The sequence below is a fragment of the Trinickia mobilis genome, assembly GCF_017315705.1.
Taxonomy (GTDB): Bacteria; Pseudomonadota; Gammaproteobacteria; order Burkholderiales; family Burkholderiaceae; genus Trinickia_A; species Trinickia_A mobilis.
In genome coordinates this window covers 255369-278871 of the sequence record NZ_JAFLRF010000007.1, presented here as the reverse complement: position 1 = coordinate 278871, position 23503 = coordinate 255369, and the positions used below count along the sequence as shown (strand labels likewise).

The window sequence follows — 23503 nt, the reverse complement described above, 5'->3', positions numbered from 1 at the left end:
CTGGGGCGCTGGAGCGGGCAGCACGACGTGGTGGTGGGCACGCCGATCGCGAACCGCACGCAGGCGCGCACGGAGGAGCTGATCGGGTTCTTCGTGAACACGCTGGCGCTGCGTGCGCAGCTGGATGTGAGGCAGAGCTTCCGGGCACTGCTGGGGCAGGTGCGGGAGCGCACGCTGGGGGCGTATGCGCATCAGGACCTGCCGTTCGAGCAGGTGGTGGAGCTGCTGCAGCCGGAGCGTGACCTGAGCCGTCAGCCGGTGTTCCAGACGATGTTCGTACTGCAGAACACGCCGCGTGCAGCACTGGAGTTGCCGGGGCTGCGGTTGAGCCCGGTGGGGTCGGGGGGGAGCACGGCGAAGTTCGACTTGACGCTGTTGCTGACGGAGACGGATCAGGGTCTGAGAGGGACCCTGGAGTACGCGATGGACCTGTTCGAGGCGTCGAGCATGGAGCGGTTTGCGGCGCAGTACGGGCGGCTGCTGGAGGCGGTGGTGGCCGATGCGGATCAGCCGGTGTGGGGCATCGACATTCTGTCGGCGCGGGAGCGCGAGCAGGTGCTCAGGGGCTGGAACGAGACGGCGGACGAGGTAGCGGAGCAGACGCTGGTGGAGCTGTTCGAGGCGCAGGTGGAGAGGGCGCCGGAAGCGGTGGCGGTGGTGTACGAGGGCGAGTCGCTGAGCTACGGCGAGCTTAACGAGAGATCGAACCGGCTGGCGCGGGAGCTGAGGGCGCGAGGGGTGGGCGCGGAGACGCTGGTGGGGATCTGCGTGGAGCGCTCGCTGGAGATGGTGGTGGGGCTGCTGGGGATCCTGAAGGCGGGCGGGGCGTATGTGCCGCTGGATCCGGGCTACCCGGCCGAGCGGCTGGCGTACATGCTGGAGGATGCGCAGCCGGTGTGCGTGGTGAGCGACGGGTCGGCGGCGCAGGTGCTGCCGGCGGGCACGGCGTTGCTGAGGCTGGACGAGGCGATGACGCAGGCGTTGCTGCACACGCGTGATGCGCACAACTTGACGCGAGAGGAAGTGGGCCTGAACGCGCTGCACCCGGCCTATGTGATCTACACCTCGGGTTCGACCGGACGGCCCAAGGGGGTGATCGTTCCGAACATCGGCCTCGCCAATCTGATCCGCTGGCACATTAATGCTTTCCATCTGCGCGCGGAGCACGCGACATCGAGTCTGGCCGGACTCGGCTTCGACGCAGCCACGTGGGAAATCTGGCCAACGCTTTGTGTCGGTGCTTCCCTGCACCTGTTGCCGTCGCAGCATCGAGGCAATGCAGACGCACTTGTCGAGTGGTGGGCGAAGCAAGACATCGCAATCACCTTCCTACCGACACCGATTGCGGAACTCGCGCTTGCGAGCCGGTCCGCTCCGGCCGGGTTGCAGACGTTGTTGACCGGCGGGGACACACTCAGACATATACCGTCGAACGCAACCACATTCGACCTGGTCAACAACTACGGTCTGACGGAAACATCGGTTGTCGCGACCTCAGGTCGAATCGACGCGTCGAACCACGCTGCTTCGATTGGGCGGCCGATCAGCAACATGCAGGTGTATGTGCTTGACGAGCGGCTGGAGCCGGTGCCGGTGGGTGTGGCGGGCGAGCTGTATATCGCGGGGGCGGGGCTCGCGCGCGGCTATCTGGGCCGGGCGGAGCTGACGGCCGAGCGCTTCGTGGCGAACCCGTTCGGCGCGCCGGGCAGCCGGATGTACCGCACGGGGGACGTGGCGAAGTGGCGCCCGGAAGGCGTGCTGGATTTCCTGGGCCGGGCCGACGATCAGGTCAAGCTGCGGGGGTTCCGCATCGAGCTGGGCGAGATCGAGACGGCGCTCACGCGTCAGCCCGGCATCGCGCAGGCGGTGGTGCTGGTGCGCGAGGACCAGCCGGGCGAGCGTCGCCTTGTGGGTTACGTGGTGGGTCAGGAAGGCACGTTGCTGGATCCGCAGGCGCTGCGCCACGAGCTGGGCCGGGAGTTGCCGGAGTACATGGTGCCGGCGGCGATCGTGGAGCTGGCGGCGTTGCCGCTGACGCCCAACGGCAAGCTGGACCGACAGGCGCTGCCGGCACCCGAGTGGAAGAGCCGTGCTGACGAGGCGCCGCATGGGGAGACGGAGACGCTGATCGCGCAGATCTGGGAGCAGGTGCTGGGCGTGGAGCGCGTGGGTCGCGAGGACAACTTCTTCGACCTGGGCGGGCATTCGCTCTTGGCGACGCGCGTGATCAGTCAGCTGCGGAAGCACCTGTCGATCGAGTTGCCGCTGTTGGCGCTGTTCGAGGCGCCGACGCTCGCGCAAATGGCCGCACTGCTCCAGCAGCAAAAGGCGACACACACGTTGCCCGAGCACGAGCACGAGCACGCCGCGAAGCTCGTCGCTTTGCGACAAGAGGGGCGTCAGGCTCCCCTTTTCTGCGTGCCGCCAAACGCAGGTATGACCGGGTGCTACGCGGATCTGCTGGCGCACGTTCCTTCTGGCCATCCCGTGTATGCCCTGCCGTCACTGGACTATACGAATCCGGAAGCTGCCTCGGCTTCTTTGTCCGACATGGCGGAGGTCAATTGGGCTTTGATGCGTGAAATCCAGCCGATCGGCCCCTACTTCATCCTCGGATGGTCGTTCGGAGGCATCGTCGCATTCGAGACCGCAGCGCAAGTCGAAGCGGCCGGCGAAACCGTGGGACTGGTGGCAATCCTCGACGCGTATCCCGGATCCTCGTCGGCGATCCACCGCAAGCAGCGCGGAAAGCTCGAGTACTTCCTCTCGACGATGGGTTGCGAAGACAGCGAAATCGAATCGCTTGGAGAGCATCTCGACTACCCGGCCGTGGCCCAGTTTCTCAAGAAGCGCGGCTTATTGGGCGATGACGATCAGTCTGCTGTCGAAAAGTTTCTGCCGACCTATATCGATATGAGGATCCATATGTTTGACATCGCGAAGGATTTCAAACCTTCGGCAAGCCTGCACGGCGAAATGACACTTTTCGTTGCTGGGCTCAACAACAAAAGCTCGAACGCGGGGGACCGCTGGACGCCTTATCTGGCCGGAAAATTAGATGCGCACGTGATATCGACAAGACACGCTGAAATGGTCGAGCGCGACGCCATGTTGCATATCGGCCCAGTCGTCGCCACAAAGATGCGGGCCGATCTGTCGGACGAGCGCATGCTGAATCCGAATCGTTCTGAACTCAACAAGCACCATTCCGCGAAGTGAACACATGCAAGGACGTTTAGTTTGGTCGACGCAAAACGCTGATACGCGGAATGCGCTGCGCCTGTTTTGTTTCCCGTACGCGGGCGGAAGCTCGATCATCTATCGCAACTGGTCGCAGCATGCGCCCGGTTGGCTGCACATGTGTGCGATCGAGCTGCCCGGCCGCGGCCGGCTTCGCAATGAGCCGGCGCCCAGCTCCCTGCCGGCGCTCGCCGACGAACTGGCATCGGCTTTGTACCCATATACCGATCATCCGTTCGCGCTGTTCGGACATAGCATGGGAGCCCTCATCGCGTACGAAGTCGCATGCAGGCTCGAGGCGTTTGGAAGAAAGCAACTGCAGATGCTGTTCGTATCCGGCGCCCGCGCGCCTTATCTGCCGCCGAACCGGCCGCCCATGAGCGACCTTCCGGACGACGCGTTTATCGACCGCTTGCGGGAGCTCGACGGCACGCCGGTCGAGGTGCTCGAAAACCGGGAACTGATGGATTACATGATGCCCGTGCTCAGGGCAGACTTTGCGATGTGCGAAAGATATCGCCTGCAGCGACCCAATTTGCTGCGCGTTCCTGTCTCCGTGTTGTACGGAAGTGAAGACGACCGCACTCCGAAGCAAGAGGTGGACGCGTGGCGCCTACTGACCACGGGCTCGTTTTCGAGTACGGTGTTTTCGGGAGGGCACTTTTTCATCAACTCAAACGAAAGAGCCATTGTCGATTCGGTAGTCGGCGAATTGAAGTCGCTTGCTTTTAACGAGAATCTCGAGCGGAGCCAGACGAACTGAAGCAGTTTGCATGAAGTGACACGTCAACTACCTTGACAACCGCAGGCTCCCCCTTAATTCTTCGGGATTGGGGGCAGTCCAAACGAAAATGGTGACATTTATGGCTCTTCCGAGAAAGTACCTGAGATCTAACGTCCTCTGCGAGCCGCTATTCAATAGCTGGTACGTATGGACGCACCTGATATCACCGCACACGGCTTCGCAGCATGTGGTGAGCTCCCAGATTCCTTTAATGGAGTCGTTCATCGATTCACCGGAGCTCCACGCTGATGCGGCGAGAAACCCGGCGTTACGCGGTGGCCCCTTCATGGACCTCGATCCAACCTACGTGCCGGCCATCGAACGGCTGTTGGCCGACACCAATGCCGGTCTCAGCAAGTACATCGAGCTCGGTCGGTCCATTCGAGAAGCGAATCGTCTCATCGACGCGAATGCGGTCGGCTATTCGGTCGAAAATCTCTACAAGGAATTGCCCGCCCCGTTGCGCGGGCGGGTGGAAATCGTTTACGACGATAACAATCACCCCTTCCTTCGCTTTGTCGAGTCGCTTTTGTACGGACCGTACGGGCATTACGACGAACGGCATCAGAGTCTCCTGCTGTCAACGGTGGTTTCCGATAACCGAGGGTTCATTCTCTCGACACCCCGGCTAGAAGAGGAGCAGCATGTCGGGCTTAACGTCCCGTTCAGTTCCACACTGATTGACAGGCTTTTCGGCGCTCGCACCGAACCGGTTATCGCCGAGGATCTTGCCGCCGACTTTAGTCTGCAGGGAGCGAAAAGGTCACGCTTTCTAGAACTGTTCACCGAGACGCCGCCAGTTGGAGACGCCACGGAAATGCAGGGCACCGGGGTGCGTATTCGTTACTTCGGTCACGCGTGCGTGCTGATTCAGACAGCTGACGTGTCTATCTTGATCGATCCCACGATGAGCTATCGGTACGAGGGTGTTGGGATGGGTGATCGGTTCACTATCGATGATCTGCCGCAGCACATCGACTATGTGCTGCTTACGCACGACCATCAGGACCACACCTGCCTGGAATTTCTCCTGCAGTTGCGCCAACGTATCGGAACGATCGTTGTTCCACGAGCGTCCGGCGGTACGCTGCTCAATCCGTCGACAAAGCGCCTGCTAGGTGCGGTCGGTTTCGCAAAAGTGGTTGAGCTCGATGAGTTGGAATCGATCGGCTCCGGGAGTCATTGCATCACCGGGCTGCCGTTCTTTGGTGAGCATGGCGACCTTGGAATTTCTGCCAAGCTGGGTTATCACGTGCGGGTGGCTGGGCGCTCGGCCTTGTTTCTCGCTGACTCGAAGAATTTGGACACGGAGCTTTATCGTCTGCTGCACGCTCAACTGGGTGATGTGGACATCGCTTTCATCGGCATGGAGTGTGATGGGGCGCCGGTATCGTGGCTATACGGACCGCTGCTTCGCCAGTCTTTACCCCGGAAAATGGACCAGACACGGCGTCTCAGCGGCAGCAACAGCAAGGAGGCGTTTGATATCACGACTGTTTTTCGCTGCAAGAAGGCGTACGTATATGCCATGGGACAAGAACCGTGGTTGGGTTTCCTAACTACAGTTTTGTATACCGAGGAGTCGTCGCCTATCATCGAATCGAACCGCTTCGTGGCTGCCTGCCGGGATGTCGGAATCGAATCGGAACGCCTGTACGGGAAGAAGGAAATATTCCTGTGAGCACTCTCAACACCATGCGACCGTAATATCGCTTTGGCGGGGGCGGCTTTCGCGCATATCGGCTTTGCCGTTGTGCCGAATCTTCCGTCAATGCTGGATGCCGGCCAGCGGCGCCGGAGCTAACGTCAATCTCGATCCGGGACAGGATGATGCGCGCGCAGCGGAAATGCTTGCTAACCGGGCGTTTGCGTTTGCGAAACGCTTTTTCGAACAGCGGCACGAGTTTGATCACCCGGCGATGCACACTCGAATGATCCGCCTCTACAGCAAGCCAAAGACAAACATTTCTTGGCACTGCAAACCGGTACTGCTCGATGTCCGATAGGGATCGCATCGAGTGCCGCCTTGTAGTGGCGGCGCGGTTCGCCTATCAACCATCATTCTTCGCTTTCGTTATCGCCTTTTCGCGTTTAATAATTTCCTCGCGGCCGACACTCCCACCATAGCGAGACGCTGCAATTGCACCGCGTAAAAAACGTAAAAAGCAAATGAGGGTTGTTGAATTGCAAGCTCGAGACATTTCAATTGCGGTGTCGGCAGTTCCCAACATGAGTCCGCCCCTAACACCTCGGCCTGGGCCATGTAACAGCGAAAGCTACCTAGCGTAAATTTAGGCCTCCGGACGGAGAGCGCGCGAACTGTTCTGCGCATCCTCAGCGTGATCTTGAAGCGTATAACCGATCCTCCTCAATACCGCTTTTTAAACCACGCCTCCATGAGATCAAAGCCCGACGAACCACCAAACGTGACAATACCTATAGCAGATGCTGCTTTAACGTAAATCGACACAAGCGTGACAGAAAGGTAAGGCGGTACGCATGTTCTCTATCATCTACTTTCCACTTGCTTCTGCACTAGCCTTGCCGTCGTTACCGAATGGGCTCTGGGATATTCTGAGGGAGGGACATGTTTCCTCATTTGCATATCAGATGAGCCGAATCGCCGAGAGCCTCGACGACGAACTGCACGCAGCGTCCTGGTGGCAGCTCCGGGCCGATCTCCAGGTTGCACTGGGTTGTCATGCAAACGCAGAGGAATCCTATCGTACGTCGCAAAAGATGATCCGAACCGGAAAACACGACGTGCACGTGGCGTCAACGCGAAACACCGGTTGGCAAGCCTTCTTCCGCTATCGTTTCGCGACGGCGATGGCATGCTTTTCCCGGTTGACGGACGAGCATGGCATCGACCCTCGGCGTCGTCTGGAAGCGATGTTTGGCGTCATGTGTGTGCAGTTTCAACTCGGAAACTTGCGTGCTTCCGAACATGCGCTTCAGATGATGCTCTCCACGCTAGAAACGTCGATTGCTGAGATTGAATCTACGGACGACTGGTTCGAGATCGTTCACACGCTGCAAGCGGATATTGCTGTGCAGCGGGCATTGCGCTCTAGGCCGCAGTTGTCAGACCACGTCTACTGGAGGTCTGAAATCTCGAGAGAGCTAGGACTGTCGAACGGAACCGACGTGGGTGACGGAAGGCTATTGACCGCTTTGCTGGCGACAGTCAAATCCCCCATTCTGCGTTCGCGTATCCACTACTTGACTGCACTACACAAACTTGCCGGTGGCGAGCACAAGGCGATGAACGACCTGACGGCACACCTGCGTTGGGCGACGGTCAACGGATTGGTTCCCTATCAGAAGTTTGCGCGCGAGGAAATAGCACTCGCGAGCATTGCTGGCGGAGCGCCGCACATCGCCGAAATCGTGCTGTCTGCGCTTTCGGCGGAGAATCGCCATGCACCCGACCATGGTCAGCTCGAGTATTTGTATTGCCTTGCGAAGACTCGCCAAGCGGAGGGCAGACACTACGACGCGATGCTGCTTTACAGCCGCTACGCGTTATCGGCTATGCAATGCCTTCGCGAGTCATCGAGGGCCGTCTCATATCTTTACCGTACCGGTCAGCGAGAGGAAGTGCTTGACGACGTAGCAGCGAGATTGCCTGCAAAATATCGGCGAGCATATCGCTACATACTTGAAAATCTCGAGCGAAGCGATTTGTCTGTCAAAGAAATTGCAATAGAGATCGGCGTGACTATTCGAGCGTTGCAGAACGTATTCAAGAGTTGCCTTGGTGCAACGCCAAGGGATGTGATTCGGCAGCGTCGGATGGAACGCATTCGTGCGGAACTCCAAGGCGAGGAAAAGCATTCGGAGGAAGGGGTGCAACAAGCCGCAAGCAGATGGGGAGTGCGGCACCGGTCCTCCCTGGCGATGGACTATAAAAACCAATACAACGAGGTTCCTTCGGAAACGCTCAAACGCTCAGGCCGTTGATCCTCCATGCACATGATGACGGGGTTTTTGCGAAGAATTGATGGAAAACCATTGGGCCGTATTACTGAGCTCTACGTAATTAAATGACATCAGTTCGGCAACTCAACCTGTTTCCAAAACGCAGTGATGAGCTTGGGTCTGCGCTGCATTGCGGACACTGACATCGGTGGATTGAGCGACGAATGCAACGCATTTACAAAACATGGTAAGCGGCACGAATGCCGGTGACAACCGGGTGAGGTTCTGTTAGTTTTCTGAACGGACCATATTGTCTGAGGAGTCGCGCATCACTCCCTCAGTCCCTTGAGGGCCGGGCCGGGCTCAAGGCTCAGTAGACGACGGGGCGCAGACCAAACACGCAACAAGGGGTTAATAATGACAGTCAAACAGAAGCTTCGGGCATTAATGGTCGTAACGTTTATCGCGATCTCCGGCGGGATCATCACGACGTTTCTGGGATTCAGCGTAGTCAGCCACGCAGAGCACGACGTACAAAGACGTGACGTCGAGCTGCGAGGCCTGACCGAAATTAAGGCCAGCCTCCTGGCGACGCTGGAGCTCGATCCGACCTCAGCCGACACCCAAAAGGTATTTGCGGATTCGGAGCAGAACGTCGGCAAATGGCGGAATACCATCGGCCCGATTTTCGCGAGTCAGGCACACCGTGATCACTTCAACCAGGTGGTCACCGGATGGGAGGCATACGAGCAACAATCGCAGCAAATCATCAGGCTGTCCGCAACCGATCCGAAGGCCGCCAACGACCAGGTGACGGCGCTGTATCACTCGCAATTCCAGCCGCTGCAGGCTTCACTACAGTCGCTGATCAACGATGTCAGCACGCTCAGCGAGCAGAGCAACGAACGGGCCGAAAGCGCTAGTCAGCGCTCGGTTTTCACCGTGATCGCGATTCTGGTTGCCGTGCTTGTGATTGTGCTGGGCTGGGTCATCGTGCTGTCTCGCTCGATTCAGCGGGCGCTCGGCGGTGAGCCCGACTATGCCGCGCATCTGTGCAAGCAGATCGCGCGCGGTGACCTGACCATCACAGTCGAAACGCCGGCAGGCAATGAGGAAAACCTGCTGTCCGCGATGCGCGACATGAAGCAGCATCTGACCACGATCATCCACCGCATCAAGCATTCGGCGGAAGCGATCAGCACCGGCACGCACGAGATCGCGGCGGGAAACAGTGATCTGTCACAGCGCACCGAGGAACAGGCGGCCTCGCTTGAGGAAACCGCGTCGAGCATGGAACAGCTGGCCGGAACGGTGCGCCAGAACGCGGAAAACGCGCGGCAAGCCGCGTCGCTGGCCGAGCGCGCGTCGGGCATCGCTCAGCGCGGCGGCGCGGAGGTCAGTCAGGTGGTCGAGACGATGCAGGGAATTTCTGAAAGCTCGTCCAAGGTCGCGGAAATTATCAGCGTGATCGAAGGGATTGCGTTCCAGACCAACATTCTCGCGCTCAATGCGGCGGTCGAAGCCGCGCGCGCAGGCGAACAGGGGCGAGGGTTCGCGGTGGTCGCAGCCGAGGTGCGCTCGCTCGCGCAACGCAGTGGCACCGCGGCGAAGGAAATCAAGGCGCTGATCGACGAGTCGGTGTCGCGCGTGGACATCGGCTCGCAACTGGTTGCCGACGCGGGCAGCACGATCGGCGAAGTCGTGGAAGCGGTGACGCGCGTCACGGGCATCGTGAAGGAAATCTCGGCTGCGTCGGAAGAGCAAAGCGCGGGGATCGACCAGGTCAACCGCGCGGTGAGTCAGTTGGACGACGTCACGCAACAGAACGCGGCGCTGGTCGAACAGGCATCGGCTGCGGCGCAGTCGATGAATCAGCAGGCGCAGTGGTTGCAGGAAGCGGTGTCGGTGTTCCGGGTAATCGAGGGTGCAGTGACGCACCCGGCCCATGCGCTGATGACGAAGGCATTGCCGGCGCAGCGCCGTCATGCTTCGGGCGCGTCGCACCAAGCAGCGAAGTCGACCGCGAAACACGCCGCATTCCTGCAGTAAAACGGGAATCCGGACACCCGTTTTCTCCGTAGGAGCACGCAAATGGATGCGCCTGACACCGCCCTTCACGGGCAGGATGCGTCACGTTGCTGACGCCGGGGTGCGTTTTCGAGCGCGCTCAGACAGCTGAGGCCGCGAAGTCGCAGATGATCGGCCTTTCCAAAGGTGACGTATTGGCGTGCTCACAAAGGGCGAGCAGTGCGCCTATGCTGTCGTATCAGCAAATGATTTCGCTTTATAAGTTTCTTGAGCGTAGTCAGCCGAACGATGCGCGCAATTATCTTAACGCTGGCGTCAAGTGATGTGAGCGCAAAGCTATCCTGTGCGCGAACCGTGAGGCTGTCGCGCAAGGAGGCGCCGTCCTACTCTCGCATCGGAACGGACTCCTCGATCGCGTGCATTTGAGGTTCGCCATTTAGCGTGTGCGCTTGTCTTATGTGGCTTCCGGGGGGCACGTCATGCATGAGCCATACGTTGCCTGCGATCACGGAGCCTCTTCCGACCGTTACACGCCCGAGCACGGTCGAACCCGCATAAATGACGACATCGTCCTCGACGATCGGGTGACGTGGCAGCCCTTTTTTCAGAGCGCCCGATGCATCGCGAGGAAACTGCTTTGCCCCAAGCGTCACGCCCTGATAAATGCGCACGCCGTCGCCGATCACAGTCGTCTCGCCGATGACGACGCCGGTGCCGTGGTCGATAAAGAATCCTGCGCCGATGCGCGCTCCAGGATGAATGTCGATTCCGGTCTGTGCGTGCGCTAGCTCGGCGGTGATTCGCGCAATCAGGGGCAGCTCAAGACGGTGCCACTCATGAGCCATACGATGATGAATCATCGCGCGGATGCCGGGATAGCAGAGTAATACCTCGTCCACGCTTCTTGCGGCGGGGTCGCCATGAAATGCCGCCAAGATATCCCTGTCAAGGAACTTGCGGATGTCCGGCAATCGTGCAGCAAATTCGCGTACGGCCGAGACGGCCCGCTGATCGACGTCCTCAAGTTCGAGTCCGCGGTCGCGTGCCCAATACTTGTATTCCAGTCGCACCTGATCGCGCAAGGATTGAAGTGCACATTGCAGTGCGTGCCCGACATACAAGTCCTCACGCTCGTCGCACAGGTCCGCAGGACCGAGCAGCATTGGGAAAAGCGCGCCCCGAAGCTTTTCGACGATATCCGCTACCGTTTCCCAGGCCGGTACGCCTCGGACCTCAGAGCGTATGGAGCTCCCGTGTCGGTCGCGCCACGTTTGGCGCACGGTTCTAAGAGATTCGACAATACCGTCAGTCCCGAACATTGACACCGATAACACCGTTTCAATTAAATTCAATTCGAGTAAATGCGGCGATATGAACGGGAAATCCGACTGTTGCGGAGGCCAACGCCATTTGCATCCTTTGGCAAAATGGACGTTTCCTGTTCTTGCCCTGAAGGCGACGCTTGAGGCCATGCAGTCGCACGGCCACAATACTCCAACAAGTACAACCGTGGTACGGCGTCGAAGCGAAACCCCGCTAGTGAAGGCGAAGCGTTTCCGCGCAGCACGCTGCGTCCCAAGACCCGGCGTCAGCGACGCGACTTCGAGCGCTTGGCAGACCCGTGGCATTAATCCGCTGGGCAAATGAGGTCGAAGGGCTTCGGGTTGATCTAGCCAGGCCCAGCCGAACCATCAACGTCGACGACATGGTTGGATGGGACCGTTGGTGTGGTGCATGGTCGTGCGGCCGAGGGGTCGTTCAATGGTGGACGCCCGTAGACACGCATTACTTCGTAGACGAAAAGTTGCGCAGTATCGTCGAAGAGGAAACGACCGTGGGATGGACCTGCGACATCAGCGACATAGCCGGCTTTGCAGCCTCGCAATCCGAGTTGTCCGACTTTTCCAGTACCGACGCGCTGGTGACCATCAATCGCCGCCCCCTGATCGAGCCGTGCACTGAAGAGAAGCTTGCGGAGAAATAAGGGTTCTCCACTCACAACACCAATCAAGCCGCAAAGCCTTGCGCAGCACGGCCCCTCGGATTGTTCAGGTCCGACTATTTGGGCAAAGGCAGAGTAGGGTTGACGCCCACAAACGATTCATCGGGGCGCTCACCCTGGCGCGCCTAGCTTAATGGTTTTCTATCGTTTCCGAGGGTGTCTCGTTAAATTGACGGCGATATCCGACGGAAAGCGTGGAACGCTTTTCTACTCCCCATTTTTGAGCGACATCAAGAATCTTACGCTCCGGCAGCGCATCGCTTTCCCGTAACTCCTCATTTATTCGCGTAAGGCGTTGCTGTCGAATGATTTCCGTTGGTGTGGCGCCGAGTCGGCTTTTGAAAACGATCTGCAACGCCCGGGCGGTAACTCCAATCTCCCGCGCAATTTCATGGACGGACAAATCGCTGCGCCCTAAATGGTGTATAAGGTATCGATAGGCTCGTCGATATTTGGCAGGGAGTCTTGCGGCGACGTCATCGAGTGTCCCGCTCGGCTTGCATTTGCGATTTCGATAAGCCAATTTGGAAATTCTCGACATATCACGCAGGCAATGCATCGCCGATAGTGCATAGCGTCTGTAGCATTGCAGCGAGTTGTCGCTGCGGCCCGTCGACTCATATATTTTCGCCATGCAATATAAATATTCAATTTGGCAAGTGTCCGGTGCGGCGCGGAATGTCGCCGGCAGTTGTCCAAGTGCAGCCTCTGCCAATTGTGGGGCTCCCCCTGCCAGGCTCGCGAGCGCGATTTCATGGTATGTCGCACGCTCATACAGCATGGATCCACTGCCGGAAGCCCACTTCGAGTGAGTCAGCAGATTCTGAACGACGTTCCGCTGGCCATCAGCAAGGCTCACCAACCCCGTAAGAAACGCGCATCGCTTGCGAAAGATTCCCGGGGACAAGCTCGAGACGGCAGTCTGAAGACGACCGGCAACAGGAGCAACCTCTGAAGCAATCGGGCCGCGCCAGGCCGAAAGACCCGAGCGCCAATATACATGATCGGAAAAGCTCGAGGCCGAGCGCAACTCACGCTGGACCATCAAGTCGACGGCCAGGGTTTGAAGCAGGTTTCTCCAATCGTCCGGCTCATCCGCCTCTAGTTCCGAAAAATCAAGCGCGGCCTCGAATTCCTCTAATAGATTAATTGCTTCGTTAAAATGAGCCAGTTCAAAAAGCGTACATACCGTACCGAGAGAGGCTTCGGCTCGACGTAACGGAGAAACGGTCGGCTCGTCGAAGAGTCGGCGAAAGCAATCCATTGCCACATTGAGTCGCCGTTGAAATAAGGCTTGCCACCCAGTATTCCTCAGTGACATCTGCAGTATCGCGTCCTTACTCTCGAACATCATTTTCTGGGATCGACGATATGACTTCTCCGCTTCCATTTCCAGTCCGGCCAGCAATTGAAAGTCGGCCTGCAATTTAATCCAATGTGCCGAACTTATTTCTTCTTCCAGGCAATCCACCTGTCGATCGACAAACGAGGCCGCAGACATATGCTCAGCGTCACTCAGCAATCGCCATACCGTTCGCGTCGACGGATGGGAAGTAAGCGAAGAAATCAAGGGGAAATAAAATGCTGATAACATAAGTACTCCAATGATGACGTACCTCGAGATCGATCGGAAAAGCGATAATTGACACGCTTCACGATGACCGCGCCGCGCGATATTCGTCGGCAATCACATCGACGGAAAAAACTCCCCTAATTACCGTTTGAGCGTCTGCGAGGGGACTTCGTTATACTGAGTTTTGTAGCCTGTCGCTAAGGAAGACCGGTGACGCACCCCCCATTTACTTGCGACTTGCTGCACCCCCTGCTCTGAATGTCTTTCCTCCGCTTGAAGTTCTGCGCGAATGCGTTCCATCCGACGTTGCCGAATGACATCCCTTGGCGTTGCGCCAAGGCAACTCTTGAATACGTTCTGCAATGTCCGAATCGTCACACCGATCTCTATCGCAATTTCCTTGACAGATAAATCGCTTCGATCGAGATTTTCGAGGATGTAGCGATACGCTCGCCGATACTTGGCAGGTAACCTCGCTGCTACATCATCGAATACTTCGCTGCGCCGATTGGTACGAGAAGGATGTGTGAGGGCCCTCGATGATTCGCGAAGGCATTGCATAGCCGATAACGCGTAGCGGCTGTAAAGCAGCATCGCGTCGTAGTTTCTGCCCTCCGCTTGGCGAGTCTTCGCAAGGCAATACAAATAATCAAGTTGACTATGATCGGGAGCGTGGCGGTTCTCCGCCGAAAGCGCAGATAGCACCATTTTGGCAATGTGCGGTGCCCCGCCGGCGATGCTCGCGAGCGCTATTTCCTCGCGTGCAAACTTTTGATAGGGAACGAGCCCTCTGTCCGCCGCCCAGTGCAAGTGCGCTGTGAGATCGTCCGTCGCCTCGAGTCTGCCCTTGGAAAGTTCATGTTGCGCAGCCAGGTAGCGGAGGCGCGAACTCAGGATTGGGGATTCGACTGACGTCAGCAAAGAGGCAAGTCGCGCTCCAACGCCCGTGCCAATTTGATTCGACGGCCCCAGCTCCTTGGAGATTTCAGATCTCCAAAAAACATGGTCTGACAGCTGAGGCATGGAGCGCAATGCCCGATTTGCGGCGATATCGGCGTTTAGTGTGTGAACGATCTCGAACCAGTCAGCCGTGGAGTCAATCTCTGTAGTCGAATTTTCGAACGCGCCGAGTAGTGTCTGAAGGGAGTCTTCGCACGCGCGCAAATTGCCGAGTTGGAATTGCACACATACGACACCAAACATCCCTTCGAGACGGCGCCGCGGGTCGATGCCGTGTTCGTCCGTCAAACGCGTAAAGCATGCCATCGCCGTCGCGAAGCGGTAGCGGAAGAAAGCTTGCCAACCGGCGTTTCTGGCTGACGCCACATGCACGTCGCGGTTTCCGGTCCGGATCATCTTTTGTGACTTCCGGTAAGAGTCCTCCGCGTCCGCGTGACGGCCCAGTGCGATCTGGAGATCCGCCTGGAGCTGCCACCAGGACGCTGCGTGCAGTCCGTCTTCCTCGCTCTCGGCGATTCGGCTTACGTGAGACGCCGCTGAGGACACGTGTCCTTTCCTTAGAATTTCCCAGAGCTCACTCGATAACGATGAGGAGGCTAGTGAAGCAACGAGTGGAAAGTAGAAAATGGAGAACATGAATACCGCCCTACGTTTAAGTAATTCTGATGTCCATCGACTTTCAAATCGAGGTCCGTCAAGTGCACTGTCACGTCCGGTGGCTCGCGATGCAGCAGCCGAATTGAAAGGTGTGGCTTAGAGGAAAGTAAAATTCAGAGGAAGCTCCATCAAGGCGTGCCGAGATCAGACGATCTGTGCGTGTGCACAGATCGCGTAGGGTGCTCAGTTCCAAAGGCAAGCACGCTCACAAGATTTGCCATGGGAGACGCGCCTGTCTAACTTTCGCGTCTTCCGAGCGGATCCTTATACGCTTGGTGGCTTTGGCGAGTGGATCGTCCTGGGTCGCGTGTGCGCCCGAGGGGATGCGGAACGTCGATTGCAGGTTGCGAGAGTGTTTCCGGGTCGACTTTTTTCGTGCGATCACTTCAACTTTCCCCTCCGTCATTTCGCGCCGCGCGTCGCAGCACGTCGCCATGATGGGGTTGTCGTTCGCGTATGACGTAGTGAATGCGAAAAGGCGATAACGAATGCGAAAGTGTGGGCGGTGGTTGGGAGCGCTGGTCATCTACATCTCCAGTGCAGTGAAACACGATTTGCCCTGTACGCACGAGGGCGCTGACGATACTGAAAGGTGAGGCAAGGCAGTCGGCCCGGTTCGTGTCATGTCGCTGCTTCCAATTCTGCTCAAAACCCATTGCCACGAAATGCTTTATCGGAAGGTCAATGAAGGTTCTCACCTATGCAGCAACGAACCTTTCGATTCGCGTAAACCACATTGATGGTTGGCCGAGGCAAGTCCCGTGCGTCCGGTACAGCCACAAGACGTGCGCTGACGTTCGCGTCGTAGACGACGTGCTTTCGTTGCGCCGGATGCCTGATCGTTACGTTGGGGTCGTCCTCGTATTCGCGTATCCGGACGGCGACATCTCGCGGATTTGTGTTTTGAACGTACACATCGGCTTCGACGCGCGCATTCGGAAAGCTCGCCAACATTCAAGTAACGGCGGGCCGATATGCTTCATCACGAAGGAGGCGGGCGAGGGGATCAGATAACGGCTGGCCGAGGATAGGGCCAGGTCGCGTTTTTCAGCGGCCTTGGTCGCGCGTCCCAGCTCCGCTGCGGGCACGGAAAGTCCGATGGGAGTCAGGCGGTCCATGGCCTCATAAACTTTAGCGCAACTCGTTTGGCGAATGCGCCGCCCGATATGCAAGCAGACGGGATCACAGGTGTGCGGGCGCTTGGGCACAACGCCGAACGTTGGATCAAGTCGAATATTGCAGTATTAGGCACGAGCGCCTCCGACCAGAAGACGCTGCGCAGGAATATGTCTTATTCCAGACAGGCATACCGCCCCCGTGTCAGATTTGGCTATGTCCCTTGCTATCACGTGAGCCGCCGATGACGATCATGAAGGTAATGTAAAATATTCTTCGTAGTCCGAAAGTAATGCATCGAGGGTTGTTTCTATGTACCTGTCGCTTCGCGCAAATCTTATTGTCGGGCGAGTATCGATGGGTGATGGCTAAGGATTCACTGATCAATTGACTGCTGCTACACGATGCATGCATGCATGCTGAAGGCAACGCGGCCATGACTCTACGGACATGAACCAACGCAGCTTCGCGAGCGTCGAGTATATGAAGAAGAAGCAAACGTGGCGCGAGAAGTTTCTCGGCGAGATGCAGCGCATCGTGTCGTGGCCATGCCTGATTGCGGTGATCGAGCCGCTGTACCCAAAGAGTGGGCGAGTGGGCCGACAGTCCGTCGGGGTGCCGAGGATGCTGCGCATGTACTGTCTGCAGCAGTGATACGGCTTGGCCGACGAGGCGCTGGAGGACGCGCTGTATGACAGCCAGGCGTTGCGCGACTTCGTGAGCATCGACCTTTCGCACGAGTCGGTGCCCGATGCCACGGCGCTGCGAAATTTCCGCCGTCTGCTGCAGGACAACGACCTGACGCGGGATATTGTTTTAAGGCCTCCAATACTACGCCCGAAGAAGCTGTCGATCAGCCTTCACCCAAGCCGTCGCCGGCGAACCTGCCATTTGCCAATCTCAGCAGCGATAGCGATCAGGATTTCTTCGCGGACGGGCTGGCGGACGAGATCACGACTCTCAAAGCGAGCCCGTTGCCATCCGTAAGCGGGTAGGGGCGCTCGCGCGCCTTGGAACGGACTCGACATCAACGCCGGACTATTCACGGGGAGCAGGTCACAGTTCACGAATCGGGCATTTTGCCGGACAAGCGCGACCGGTAATTTACAAAGGCTTCGTCATAAAGGCTTCGACGCAGCCCTCGTTTCGTCGTATACTCCTCGTTTGCTCGAGCGGGTGCCCTGAATCAAAAAAGCTAGGCGCGAATCGCCCACGTTGCACCGCGGCGCGCAGGTTCAAGGAGTGGTAGTTCAGTCGGTTAGAATACCGGCCTGTCACGCCGGGGGTCGCGGGTTCGAGTCCCGTCCACTCCGCCAAACAGTTCAAAAGGCGAACTTCGGTTCGCCTTTTTTTCTGCCCGCTGTTGTAATATCGGGCGTTTTGTCAATCGCGTTCCTTCCCGTATGCTCGATTTCTTCCGCAATCACAAGCGCCTGATGATGTTCATGCTCATCCTCGTCATCGTGCCGGGGCTGGGTTTCGTGGGCATCCAAGGTTTCCATGGGTTCTTCGACGAAAGCGCGAATGTCGCGAGTGTCAACGGACGCGCGATCACGCGGGTCGAGTACGACAACACGTTCCACCAGCAGATCGATCAGGCGCGGCAGATTCTCGGCGCGCAGTTCGACATGAAGATGATCGATACGCCCGAGCGCCGGCAGGAGATTCTGGATAGCCTGATTCAGCAGCGCGCGCTCGCCGACGAGGCGCAGCGCGAGCATCTGACTGCGTCCGACGATGCCGTGCGCCGCGCGCTGCTCGCCGATCCGGTTGTTTCGTCGCTGCGTAAGCCGGACGGTTCGATCGACGTCGACCGTTACAAGCAATTGCTCGCGACGCAAGGCATGACGCCGGAGCAATACGACGAGCAGGTGCGCTACGGTCTGTCGATGGAGCAGATTCCGGACAGCATTCAAGCGAGCGCATTCACGCCGAAGCGCCTCGCTCAGCATCTGGCGGATATCGCTTCGCAGCAGCGCGCCGTACAGGGCCTGATGCTGCGCGCGAGCGATTATGCGTCGAAGGTGCAGCCGACCGACGCTCAACTCGCGTCGTACTACGACAGCCACCGCAACGACTTCGCGACGCCGGAAGCGGCGACGATTCAGTATCTCGTGCTGTCGCCGTCGACCCTCGCTGCGTCCGTTCAGCCGACCGATGCCGACTTGAAGAAGTATTACGACGACAACATTGCCCATTACCAGACTCAGCCGCAGATGCGCGCGAGCCTGATCCTGATCTCGGCGCCGCAAAGCGCGAGCGCGGATGAAAAGGCAAAGGCCAAGCAAAAGGCCGATGCGTTGCTCGCGGAAGTCAAGGCGCATCCCGACCAGTTCGCGAACATCGCCGAACAGAATTCGCAAGATCCGCTGTCGGCCGCGAAGGGCGGCGATCTCGGTTATTTCGGGCCGAAGATGATGGCGGGCGGCGCCGCGTTCGACGATGCCGCATTCAAGCTGAAGAAGGATGAAGTCAGCGATGTGGTGACGACCGACGTCGGTTACCTCATCTTGAAGGCGACGGACGTCAAGCCGTCCGTAACGAAGCCGTTCGACGCCGTGAAGGACGACATCGCGAAGGATTTGAAGACGCAGCTCGCTACCAAGGCGTTCGCGGACAACTCGGACGGTTTCACGTCGACCGTCTACGAGCAGGCAAAAAGCCTGCAGCCCGCCGCGGACAAGTACAAGCTGACGATCCAGACGGCGACCGTCACGCCGAAGCCGAACGCCACGTTGCCGCCGGATAGCCCGCTGAACAACGCGAAGTTCCTCGCCGCCGTGTTCGCGAGCGATTCGGTCAAGGAAAAGAACAACACGCAAGCGATCGACGTCGGCAACGGCACGTTGATCGCCGCGCGCGTGATCGATTACAAGCCGGCCGCGGTGCCCGCGCTCGATACGATCAAGGACGCGGTGCGGCAGAAGTACGTCGCGGAACAGTCGGCGGAAATGGCGCGCAAGGACGGCGCGGCGAAGCTCGCCGACTTGCAGAAGTCGAAATCGACCGGCGGTTTCTCGCCCGAGTTGAAGGTGTCGCGCACTGACGCGCAAGGCGTGCCGCCTGCTGTGCTGGGCGCCGTGTTCAAGGCCGACGCGCAGAAGCTGCCGACCTATGTCGGCGTCGATCTCGGCGCTGATGGCTATGCGATCTATCGCGTGAACGCGGTGCTGCCGGGTCCTGCGACCGATGCGCAAAAGCTCGCGGCTGCCCAGCAGCAGATTGCGCAGTCAAACGCGCAATGGGAGATGCAGGCGTATGTCGATTCGCTGCGCGCGCGCTCGAAGGTCAAGTTATACGGCAATCTCGGCTCTTCGCAGAACACCGGCGAATAATGTCCCGCTCCGAGCGCTTCGCTAGAGGCGCTTGCGAATGCGACACGATATGAAAAAAAGGTTCTTCACGTTAGATCGTGAAGAACCTTTTTTATTGCCGGTTAAAGAATCGGATCAGGCTTTACAGGCACGCGCTGATGGCATTTGTTGCGTCGCCGCCAGCGGCGCCGCCGGAGCGAAAGCCAACCCACGTGCCCTTGCCGCTATTTGAAGGACGAACCACGGCCGCTGCGCCCGACGGCGGTTGCTGACCCGGAACGTACACGTCCATTGCCATGTTGTTGGCGAGCATGGCTTGCGAAGTCACTTGTTGCTGCGAATTGTCGGCCCATTTCTTCGCGATGCATTGCGCGACGGCCTGCGGGGCTTGCTGACTTTGTCCGACAGATTGAATGCCGGACGGCGACTGAGCATAGGCGGACGCTGCGGCGACTAGTGCGATGAGGGGGAGGTATTTCTTCACGCTTTCTCCTTTCTAAAACATGCTCGTTCGAGCAGGAAACAAGTCACACGAAAGTGTGAGAGCGTCGAATGAAAAACGATGTTCCCTCCGATTTGGAAACAAAGTGTTAGCGTCTCGTAATTTTTTTCAATGAGACGCCGGGCGCAACAGTGGCTTGAGTGTCGGCCATACGTTATTCAGCAACGCGGTTTGGGCTTGTTGCGCCGGGTGAATCTGGTCGGCTTGGAACATTTCGGGTTTGTTCTCGATGCCGGCGAGCAGAAACGGTACAAGCGGTACGTGCATTTCTTTCGATAGCGTGCCGTAGAGGCCGTGGAACTTCTGCGTATAGTCCGGTCCGTAATTCGGTGGGACGTACATCCCGATCAACACGACTTTCGCATGCCCTTGCCGTGCCTGTTCGATGATCGTGCGCAAATTGTCTTCGGTCGTCGAAAGCGGAACACCGCGCAGTGCGTCATTGGCGCCGAGCTCGACGATCACGATCGAAGGCTTCAGGCGCTCCATCAATTCGGGCATGCGGGCGCGTCCGCCGCTCGTGGTGTCGCCGCTGATGCTCGCGTTCGCAACGCTATAATCGATTCGCTCATCCGCAAGACGCTGGCGCATCAGCGCCACCCAGCCGGTGTCGCGCGGCAGCCCGTATTCGGCCGAGATGCTGTCGCCGAGCACGACGATCACAGGCCTTGCGGGCGCGGCATGGGCGGCGAGCGCGGCATGCACCGCTGCCGGGCCGAATGCGATGCCGGCGAAAACGGCGCTCAACGCGCGGCACGCGGAACGCCGCTTGCTCGATGAGCGGGGATGCAAATTCAATCGACGCTTCTTCATGCTAAAAAATACCGATCCGATCATTGAAGTGCGGGGTCTGTCCAAGAGGGTCAAGGAGGCCACCGGCGAGCTGACGATTCTCGATGATATCGACTTGTCGATCATGCCGGGTAGCAGCGTGGCGATCGTCGGCGCGTCGGGCTCGGGGAAGTCGACGTTGCTCGGCTTGCTCGCGGGGTTGGACAGTGCAACGTCGGGCTCGGTTCGGCTGCTCGGCCATGAACTGGCGACACTGTCGGAAGACGAGCGGGCGGCCTTGAGAAACGGCTCGGTCGGCTTCGTGTTTCAGTCGTTCCAGCTGATGCCGCATCTCACGGCGCTCGAGAATGTGATGTTGCCGCTCGAATTGCAAAGCGGGATGTCGGCGCGCGATGCGTCGTTGCAGGCGCGCGCGTTGCTCGAGCAAGTCGGCCTTGGGAAGCGGACGACGCACTATCCGAAGCTGTTGTCGGGGGGAGAGCAGCAACGCGTGGCGCTCGCGCGCGCGTTCGTCACGCATCCGGCGATTCTCTTTGCCGACGAGCCGACGGGCAGTCTCGATGCCGCGACCGGCCACGCCGTCATCGACTTGATGTTCAAGATGAACCGGGCGAACGGTGCGACGCTCGTGCTGGTGACGCACGATGTCGAACTGGCGCGTCGCTGCGATACGACGGTGACGATCGACGCCGGGCGCATTGTTTGATCGTTCGACTCAAGACGATGCGCTCGGCGAGCGCGGACGCGAAACGGGCGACGCGCTGTCGACCCGAGTCAGCGCTTGAGCGCCGCGCGAGCGCGCGCGATCAGCGCCGAAGTCGACGAATCGTGTTTCTTCTCGTCGACCGATGCGGCAGTCAGATCCGCTTCGACGACCTTGCCGAGAATCTTCCCGAGCTCCACGCCCCATTGATCGAACGGGTTGATGTTCCAGACCGACGCCTGCACGAGCACCTTGTGCTCGTAGAGCGCGATCAGCGCGCCGAGCGAGCGGGCGGTAAGGGCTTCGAGAAGCAGCGTCGTCGTCGGACGGTTGCCGGGGAAGACGAGGTGGGGCACGAGTTCGGGCTTGTCCGCGTCTGCAACCTGCTGCGCTTCCTCGATCGTGCGCCCGAGCATCAGCGCTTCGCTTTGCGCAAAGCAGTTCGCGAGCAGCTTCGGATGATGGCTTGCGAGCGGATGTTCGGGCGTGAGCACGGCGATGAAGTCGATCGGCACGATCGTCGGGCCCTGGTGCAGCATCTGGAAGAACGCATGCTGGCCGTTCGTGCCGGGCTCGCCCCACGTGACGGCTGACGTCGGATAGTCGACGAACGCACCGTCGAGCCGTGCGGACTTGCCGTTGCTCTCCATCTCGAGCTGCTGCAAATACGACGGCAGGAAGTGCAGCGCTTCCGAGTACGGCGCGACCAGATAGCTCTGCGAACCGAAGAAGTTTCGATACCAGATGCCGACCAGGCCCATCAGCACCGGCAGGTTGCGCTCGAGCGGCGCGCTCTTGAAGTGCTCGTCCATGGCGTTGGCGCCGGCCAGCAGCGCGTCGAACTGATCGGGGCCGATCGCGATCATGATCGACAGGCCAACCGCCGACCACAGCGAATAGCGTCCGCCGACCCAGTCCCACATTTCGAACACGTTTTCTCTCGCGATGCCGAACTTGACGACCTCGGCGGGGTTCGCCGATACGCCGACGAAGTGCTTCGCGAGCGCGCTTTCCGGGCAGCCTTTGGCGATGAACCAGTCGCGCAGCGAGCGCGCGTTGGTCATCGTTTCGAGCGTCGTGAAGGTCTTCGAGACGATGATCGCGAGCGTCTCTTCCGGATCGACCTGTTCGAGCACGCGTGCGAGATCGGCGCCGTCGACGTTCGAGACGAAGTGCGTGGTGATCTCGGGCGTCGCGAGGTGATGCAGTGCGTGCACGACCATCTTCGGCCCGAGGTCCGAGCCGCCGATGCCGATGTTGACGACGTGCCGAATGCGCTTGCCGGTGTAGCCGGTCCAGCGGCCGTCGCGCACCGGGTTCGCGAACGCGGCCATCTTCGCGCGCTCGGCGGCGACTTCCGCGTGGAACGGCGCGCTCGCGCTCGTCGCGCGCAGCGCGGTGTGGAGCGCCGCGCGGCCTTCGGTCGGGTTGACGATTTCGCCGGCGAACATCGCGTCCCGGCGCGCCTCGACGCCTGCTTCGCGCGCGAGCGCCACGAGCAGGCGGAGGGTTTCGTCGGTGATGCGGTTCTTCGAAAAGTCGGCGGCAAGGCCCGCGCCTTCGAACGTGAACCGTTCGGAGCGCGTCGGGGAGACATCCTGGCCGGTCGCGAACCAGTCGCGCAGGCGCGCGTCGCGGATCTGTTCGTAGTGTGCTTGCAGCGAGGACCAGGAGGGAAGCGTATTCAGCGTCATAAACTGTCCGTCTTACGAAGGGGCTCGAAGGGAGGGCCGCGCATCAGGCTCGGCACGCGGTCCGTCGTCGTGAAGCAGCGCTGCGCCGCGCACGGTCGCGCCACGCACGTGCCCGTGCTTGGATTGATCGTGCGGCCGAAGCTCGGGCTCGGGACGCGGTCGATGTACGGCGCAGGCGGTCAGTATAGCGGCGTCGCATGTCAGCGCGTATGCCTGG

General features: G+C 59.2%; 16 protein-coding genes, 1 tRNA gene and 2 pseudogenes. 10 read left to right on the top strand and 9 right to left on the bottom strand.

Going from position 1 to position 23503, the window contains the following annotated elements; translation table 11 throughout:
• The 3 genes from J3489_RS12915 (at nt 1) to J3489_RS12905 (ending at nt 5705) form a co-directional block, all read left to right on the top strand.
• On the top strand, nt 1-3219 hold the full coding sequence (locus J3489_RS12915; RefSeq protein WP_242539973.1) for a non-ribosomal peptide synthetase: 3219 nt from the start codon (nt 1-3) through the stop codon (nt 3217-3219).
• Between the two features lie 4 nt (nt 3220-3223).
• Entirely contained in the window at nt 3224-4003 is a 780-nt protein-coding gene (locus J3489_RS12910) for a thioesterase II family protein (protein WP_206998497.1), read from the top strand.
• 88 nt (nt 4004-4091) lie between these two features.
• Complete coding sequence (locus J3489_RS12905) at nt 4092-5705, top strand: MBL fold metallo-hydrolase (RefSeq protein ID WP_309491368.1); 1614 nt, start codon at nt 4092-4094, stop codon at nt 5703-5705.
• A 160-nt stretch (nt 5706-5865) separates the two neighbouring features.
• Here J3489_RS12905 and J3489_RS12900 read toward each other — a convergent pair.
• Together J3489_RS12900 and J3489_RS12895 are read right to left on the bottom strand one after the other, a co-directional pair.
• Nucleotides 5866-5967 (bottom strand): annotated as a pseudogene (locus J3489_RS12900) (IS6 family transposase); the annotation flags it as partial.
• 108 nt (nt 5968-6075) lie between these two features.
• Nucleotides 6076-6255 carry a hypothetical protein gene (locus tag J3489_RS12895; protein ID WP_206998493.1) on the bottom strand — a complete coding sequence of 60 codons (180 nt, stop codon included), beginning with the start codon at nt 6253-6255 and terminating at the stop codon, nt 6076-6078.
• A gap of 268 nt (nt 6256-6523) precedes the next feature.
• Between J3489_RS12895 and J3489_RS12890 the strand changes: the two genes are divergently transcribed.
• Complete coding sequence (locus J3489_RS12890) at nt 6524-7987, top strand: helix-turn-helix transcriptional regulator (protein WP_206998492.1); 1464 nt, start codon at nt 6524-6526, stop codon at nt 7985-7987.
• Between the two features lie 375 nt (nt 7988-8362).
• The gene (locus J3489_RS38480) at nt 8363-9994 is read left to right on the top strand and encodes a methyl-accepting chemotaxis protein (protein ID WP_206998490.1); all 1632 of its coding nucleotides are present in this window, start codon (nt 8363-8365) and stop codon (nt 9992-9994) included.
• A gap of 362 nt (nt 9995-10356) precedes the next feature.
• On the opposite strand, the gene epsC is transcribed toward J3489_RS38480, so the two are convergent.
• A complete protein-coding gene (epsC, locus tag J3489_RS12880) occupies nt 10357-11298 on the bottom strand; it encodes a serine O-acetyltransferase EpsC (RefSeq protein ID WP_206998527.1) in 942 nt (313 codons plus the stop codon).
• Between the two features lie 296 nt (nt 11299-11594).
• On the opposite strand from epsC, the gene J3489_RS12875 reads away from it, so the two are divergent.
• On the top strand, nt 11595-11957 hold the full coding sequence (locus J3489_RS12875) for a DUF6685 family protein (protein ID WP_206998488.1): 363 nt from the start codon (nt 11595-11597) through the stop codon (nt 11955-11957).
• Between the two features lie 148 nt (nt 11958-12105).
• Here the strand turns inward: J3489_RS12875 and J3489_RS12870 are convergent, their stop codons facing one another.
• The 3 genes from J3489_RS12870 to J3489_RS12860 form a co-directional block, all read right to left on the bottom strand.
• Nucleotides 12106-13569 carry a helix-turn-helix transcriptional regulator gene (locus J3489_RS12870; protein ID WP_206998486.1) on the bottom strand — a complete coding sequence of 488 codons (1464 nt, stop codon included), beginning with the start codon at nt 13567-13569 and terminating at the stop codon, nt 12106-12108.
• A 120-nt stretch (nt 13570-13689) separates the two neighbouring features.
• Nucleotides 13690-15054, bottom strand: coding sequence for a helix-turn-helix transcriptional regulator (locus J3489_RS38565; protein ID WP_206998484.1), 1365 nt, complete (start codon nt 15052-15054; stop codon nt 13690-13692).
• Between the two features lie 953 nt (nt 15055-16007).
• Entirely contained in the window at nt 16008-16283 is a 276-nt protein-coding gene (locus J3489_RS12860) for a hypothetical protein (RefSeq protein ID WP_206998482.1), read from the bottom strand.
• Nucleotides 16284-16731: 448 nt separating this feature from the next.
• Here J3489_RS12860 and J3489_RS12855 point away from each other — a divergent pair.
• From J3489_RS12855 to J3489_RS12845, 3 genes and pseudogenes are all read left to right on the top strand, one after another.
• Nucleotides 16732-17088, top strand: a pseudogene (locus J3489_RS12855) (transposase); the annotation flags it as partial.
• Between the two features lie 432 nt (nt 17089-17520).
• Nucleotides 17521-17597, top strand: a tRNA-Asp gene (locus J3489_RS12850).
• Nucleotides 17598-17684: 87 nt separating this feature from the next.
• Nucleotides 17685-19616, top strand: coding sequence for a SurA N-terminal domain-containing protein (locus J3489_RS12845; RefSeq protein WP_206998480.1), 1932 nt, complete (start codon nt 17685-17687; stop codon nt 19614-19616).
• Nucleotides 19617-19737: 121 nt separating this feature from the next.
• On the opposite strand, the gene J3489_RS12840 is transcribed toward J3489_RS12845, so the two are convergent.
• Together J3489_RS12840 and J3489_RS12835 are read right to left on the bottom strand one after the other, a co-directional pair.
• Nucleotides 19738-20079, bottom strand: a complete 342-nt coding sequence (locus tag J3489_RS12840; protein WP_206998478.1) for a hypothetical protein — start codon at nt 20077-20079, stop codon at nt 19738-19740.
• Between the two features lie 126 nt (nt 20080-20205).
• On the bottom strand, nt 20206-20910 hold the full coding sequence (locus J3489_RS12835; RefSeq protein ID WP_206998476.1) for an arylesterase: 705 nt from the start codon (nt 20908-20910) through the stop codon (nt 20206-20208).
• Between J3489_RS12835 and J3489_RS12830 the strand changes: the two genes are divergently transcribed.
• The gene (locus J3489_RS12830; protein WP_206998474.1) at nt 20909-21595 is read left to right on the top strand and encodes an ABC transporter ATP-binding protein; all 687 of its coding nucleotides are present in this window, start codon (nt 20909-20911) and stop codon (nt 21593-21595) included. The two genes, J3489_RS12835 and J3489_RS12830, sit on opposite strands and share 2 nt — an antisense overlap.
• Nucleotides 21596-21663: 68 nt before the next feature.
• Here the strand turns inward: J3489_RS12830 and pgi are convergent, their stop codons facing one another.
• Entirely contained in the window at nt 21664-23286 is a 1623-nt protein-coding gene (gene pgi, locus J3489_RS12825) for a glucose-6-phosphate isomerase (protein ID WP_206998472.1), read from the bottom strand.
• Nucleotides 23287-23503 lie beyond the last annotated feature (217 nt).

Excerpts from the sequence above, each read along its gene's own strand:
- J3489_RS12910 (WP_206998497.1), top strand. The coding sequence starts at position 3,224 with ATGCAAGGACGTTTAGTTTGGTCGACGCAAAACGCTGATACGCGGAAT.
- J3489_RS12905 (WP_309491368.1), top strand. The coding sequence starts at position 4,092 with ATGGTGACATTTATGGCTCTTCCGAGAAAGTACCTGAGATCTAACGTC.
- J3489_RS12895 (WP_206998493.1), bottom strand. The coding sequence starts at position 6,255 with ATGTTGGGAACTGCCGACACCGCAATTGAAATGTCTCGAGCTTGCAAT.
- J3489_RS12890 (WP_206998492.1), top strand. The coding sequence starts at position 6,524 with ATGTTCTCTATCATCTACTTTCCACTTGCTTCTGCACTAGCCTTGCCG.
- J3489_RS38480 (WP_206998490.1), top strand. The coding sequence starts at position 8,363 with ATGACAGTCAAACAGAAGCTTCGGGCATTAATGGTCGTAACGTTTATC.
- J3489_RS12870 (WP_206998486.1), bottom strand. The coding sequence starts at position 13,569 with ATGTTATCAGCATTTTATTTCCCCTTGATTTCTTCGCTTACTTCCCAT.
- J3489_RS12860 (WP_206998482.1), bottom strand. The coding sequence starts at position 16,283 with ATGGACCGCCTGACTCCCATCGGACTTTCCGTGCCCGCAGCGGAGCTG.
- J3489_RS12845 (WP_206998480.1), top strand. The coding sequence starts at position 17,685 with ATGCTCGATTTCTTCCGCAATCACAAGCGCCTGATGATGTTCATGCTC.
- J3489_RS12830 (WP_206998474.1), top strand. The coding sequence starts at position 20,909 with ATGCTAAAAAATACCGATCCGATCATTGAAGTGCGGGGTCTGTCCAAG.
- J3489_RS12835 (WP_206998476.1), bottom strand. The coding sequence starts at position 20,910 with ATGAAGAAGCGTCGATTGAATTTGCATCCCCGCTCATCGAGCAAGCGG.
- pgi (WP_206998472.1), bottom strand. The coding sequence starts at position 23,286 with ATGACGCTGAATACGCTTCCCTCCTGGTCCTCGCTGCAAGCACACTAC.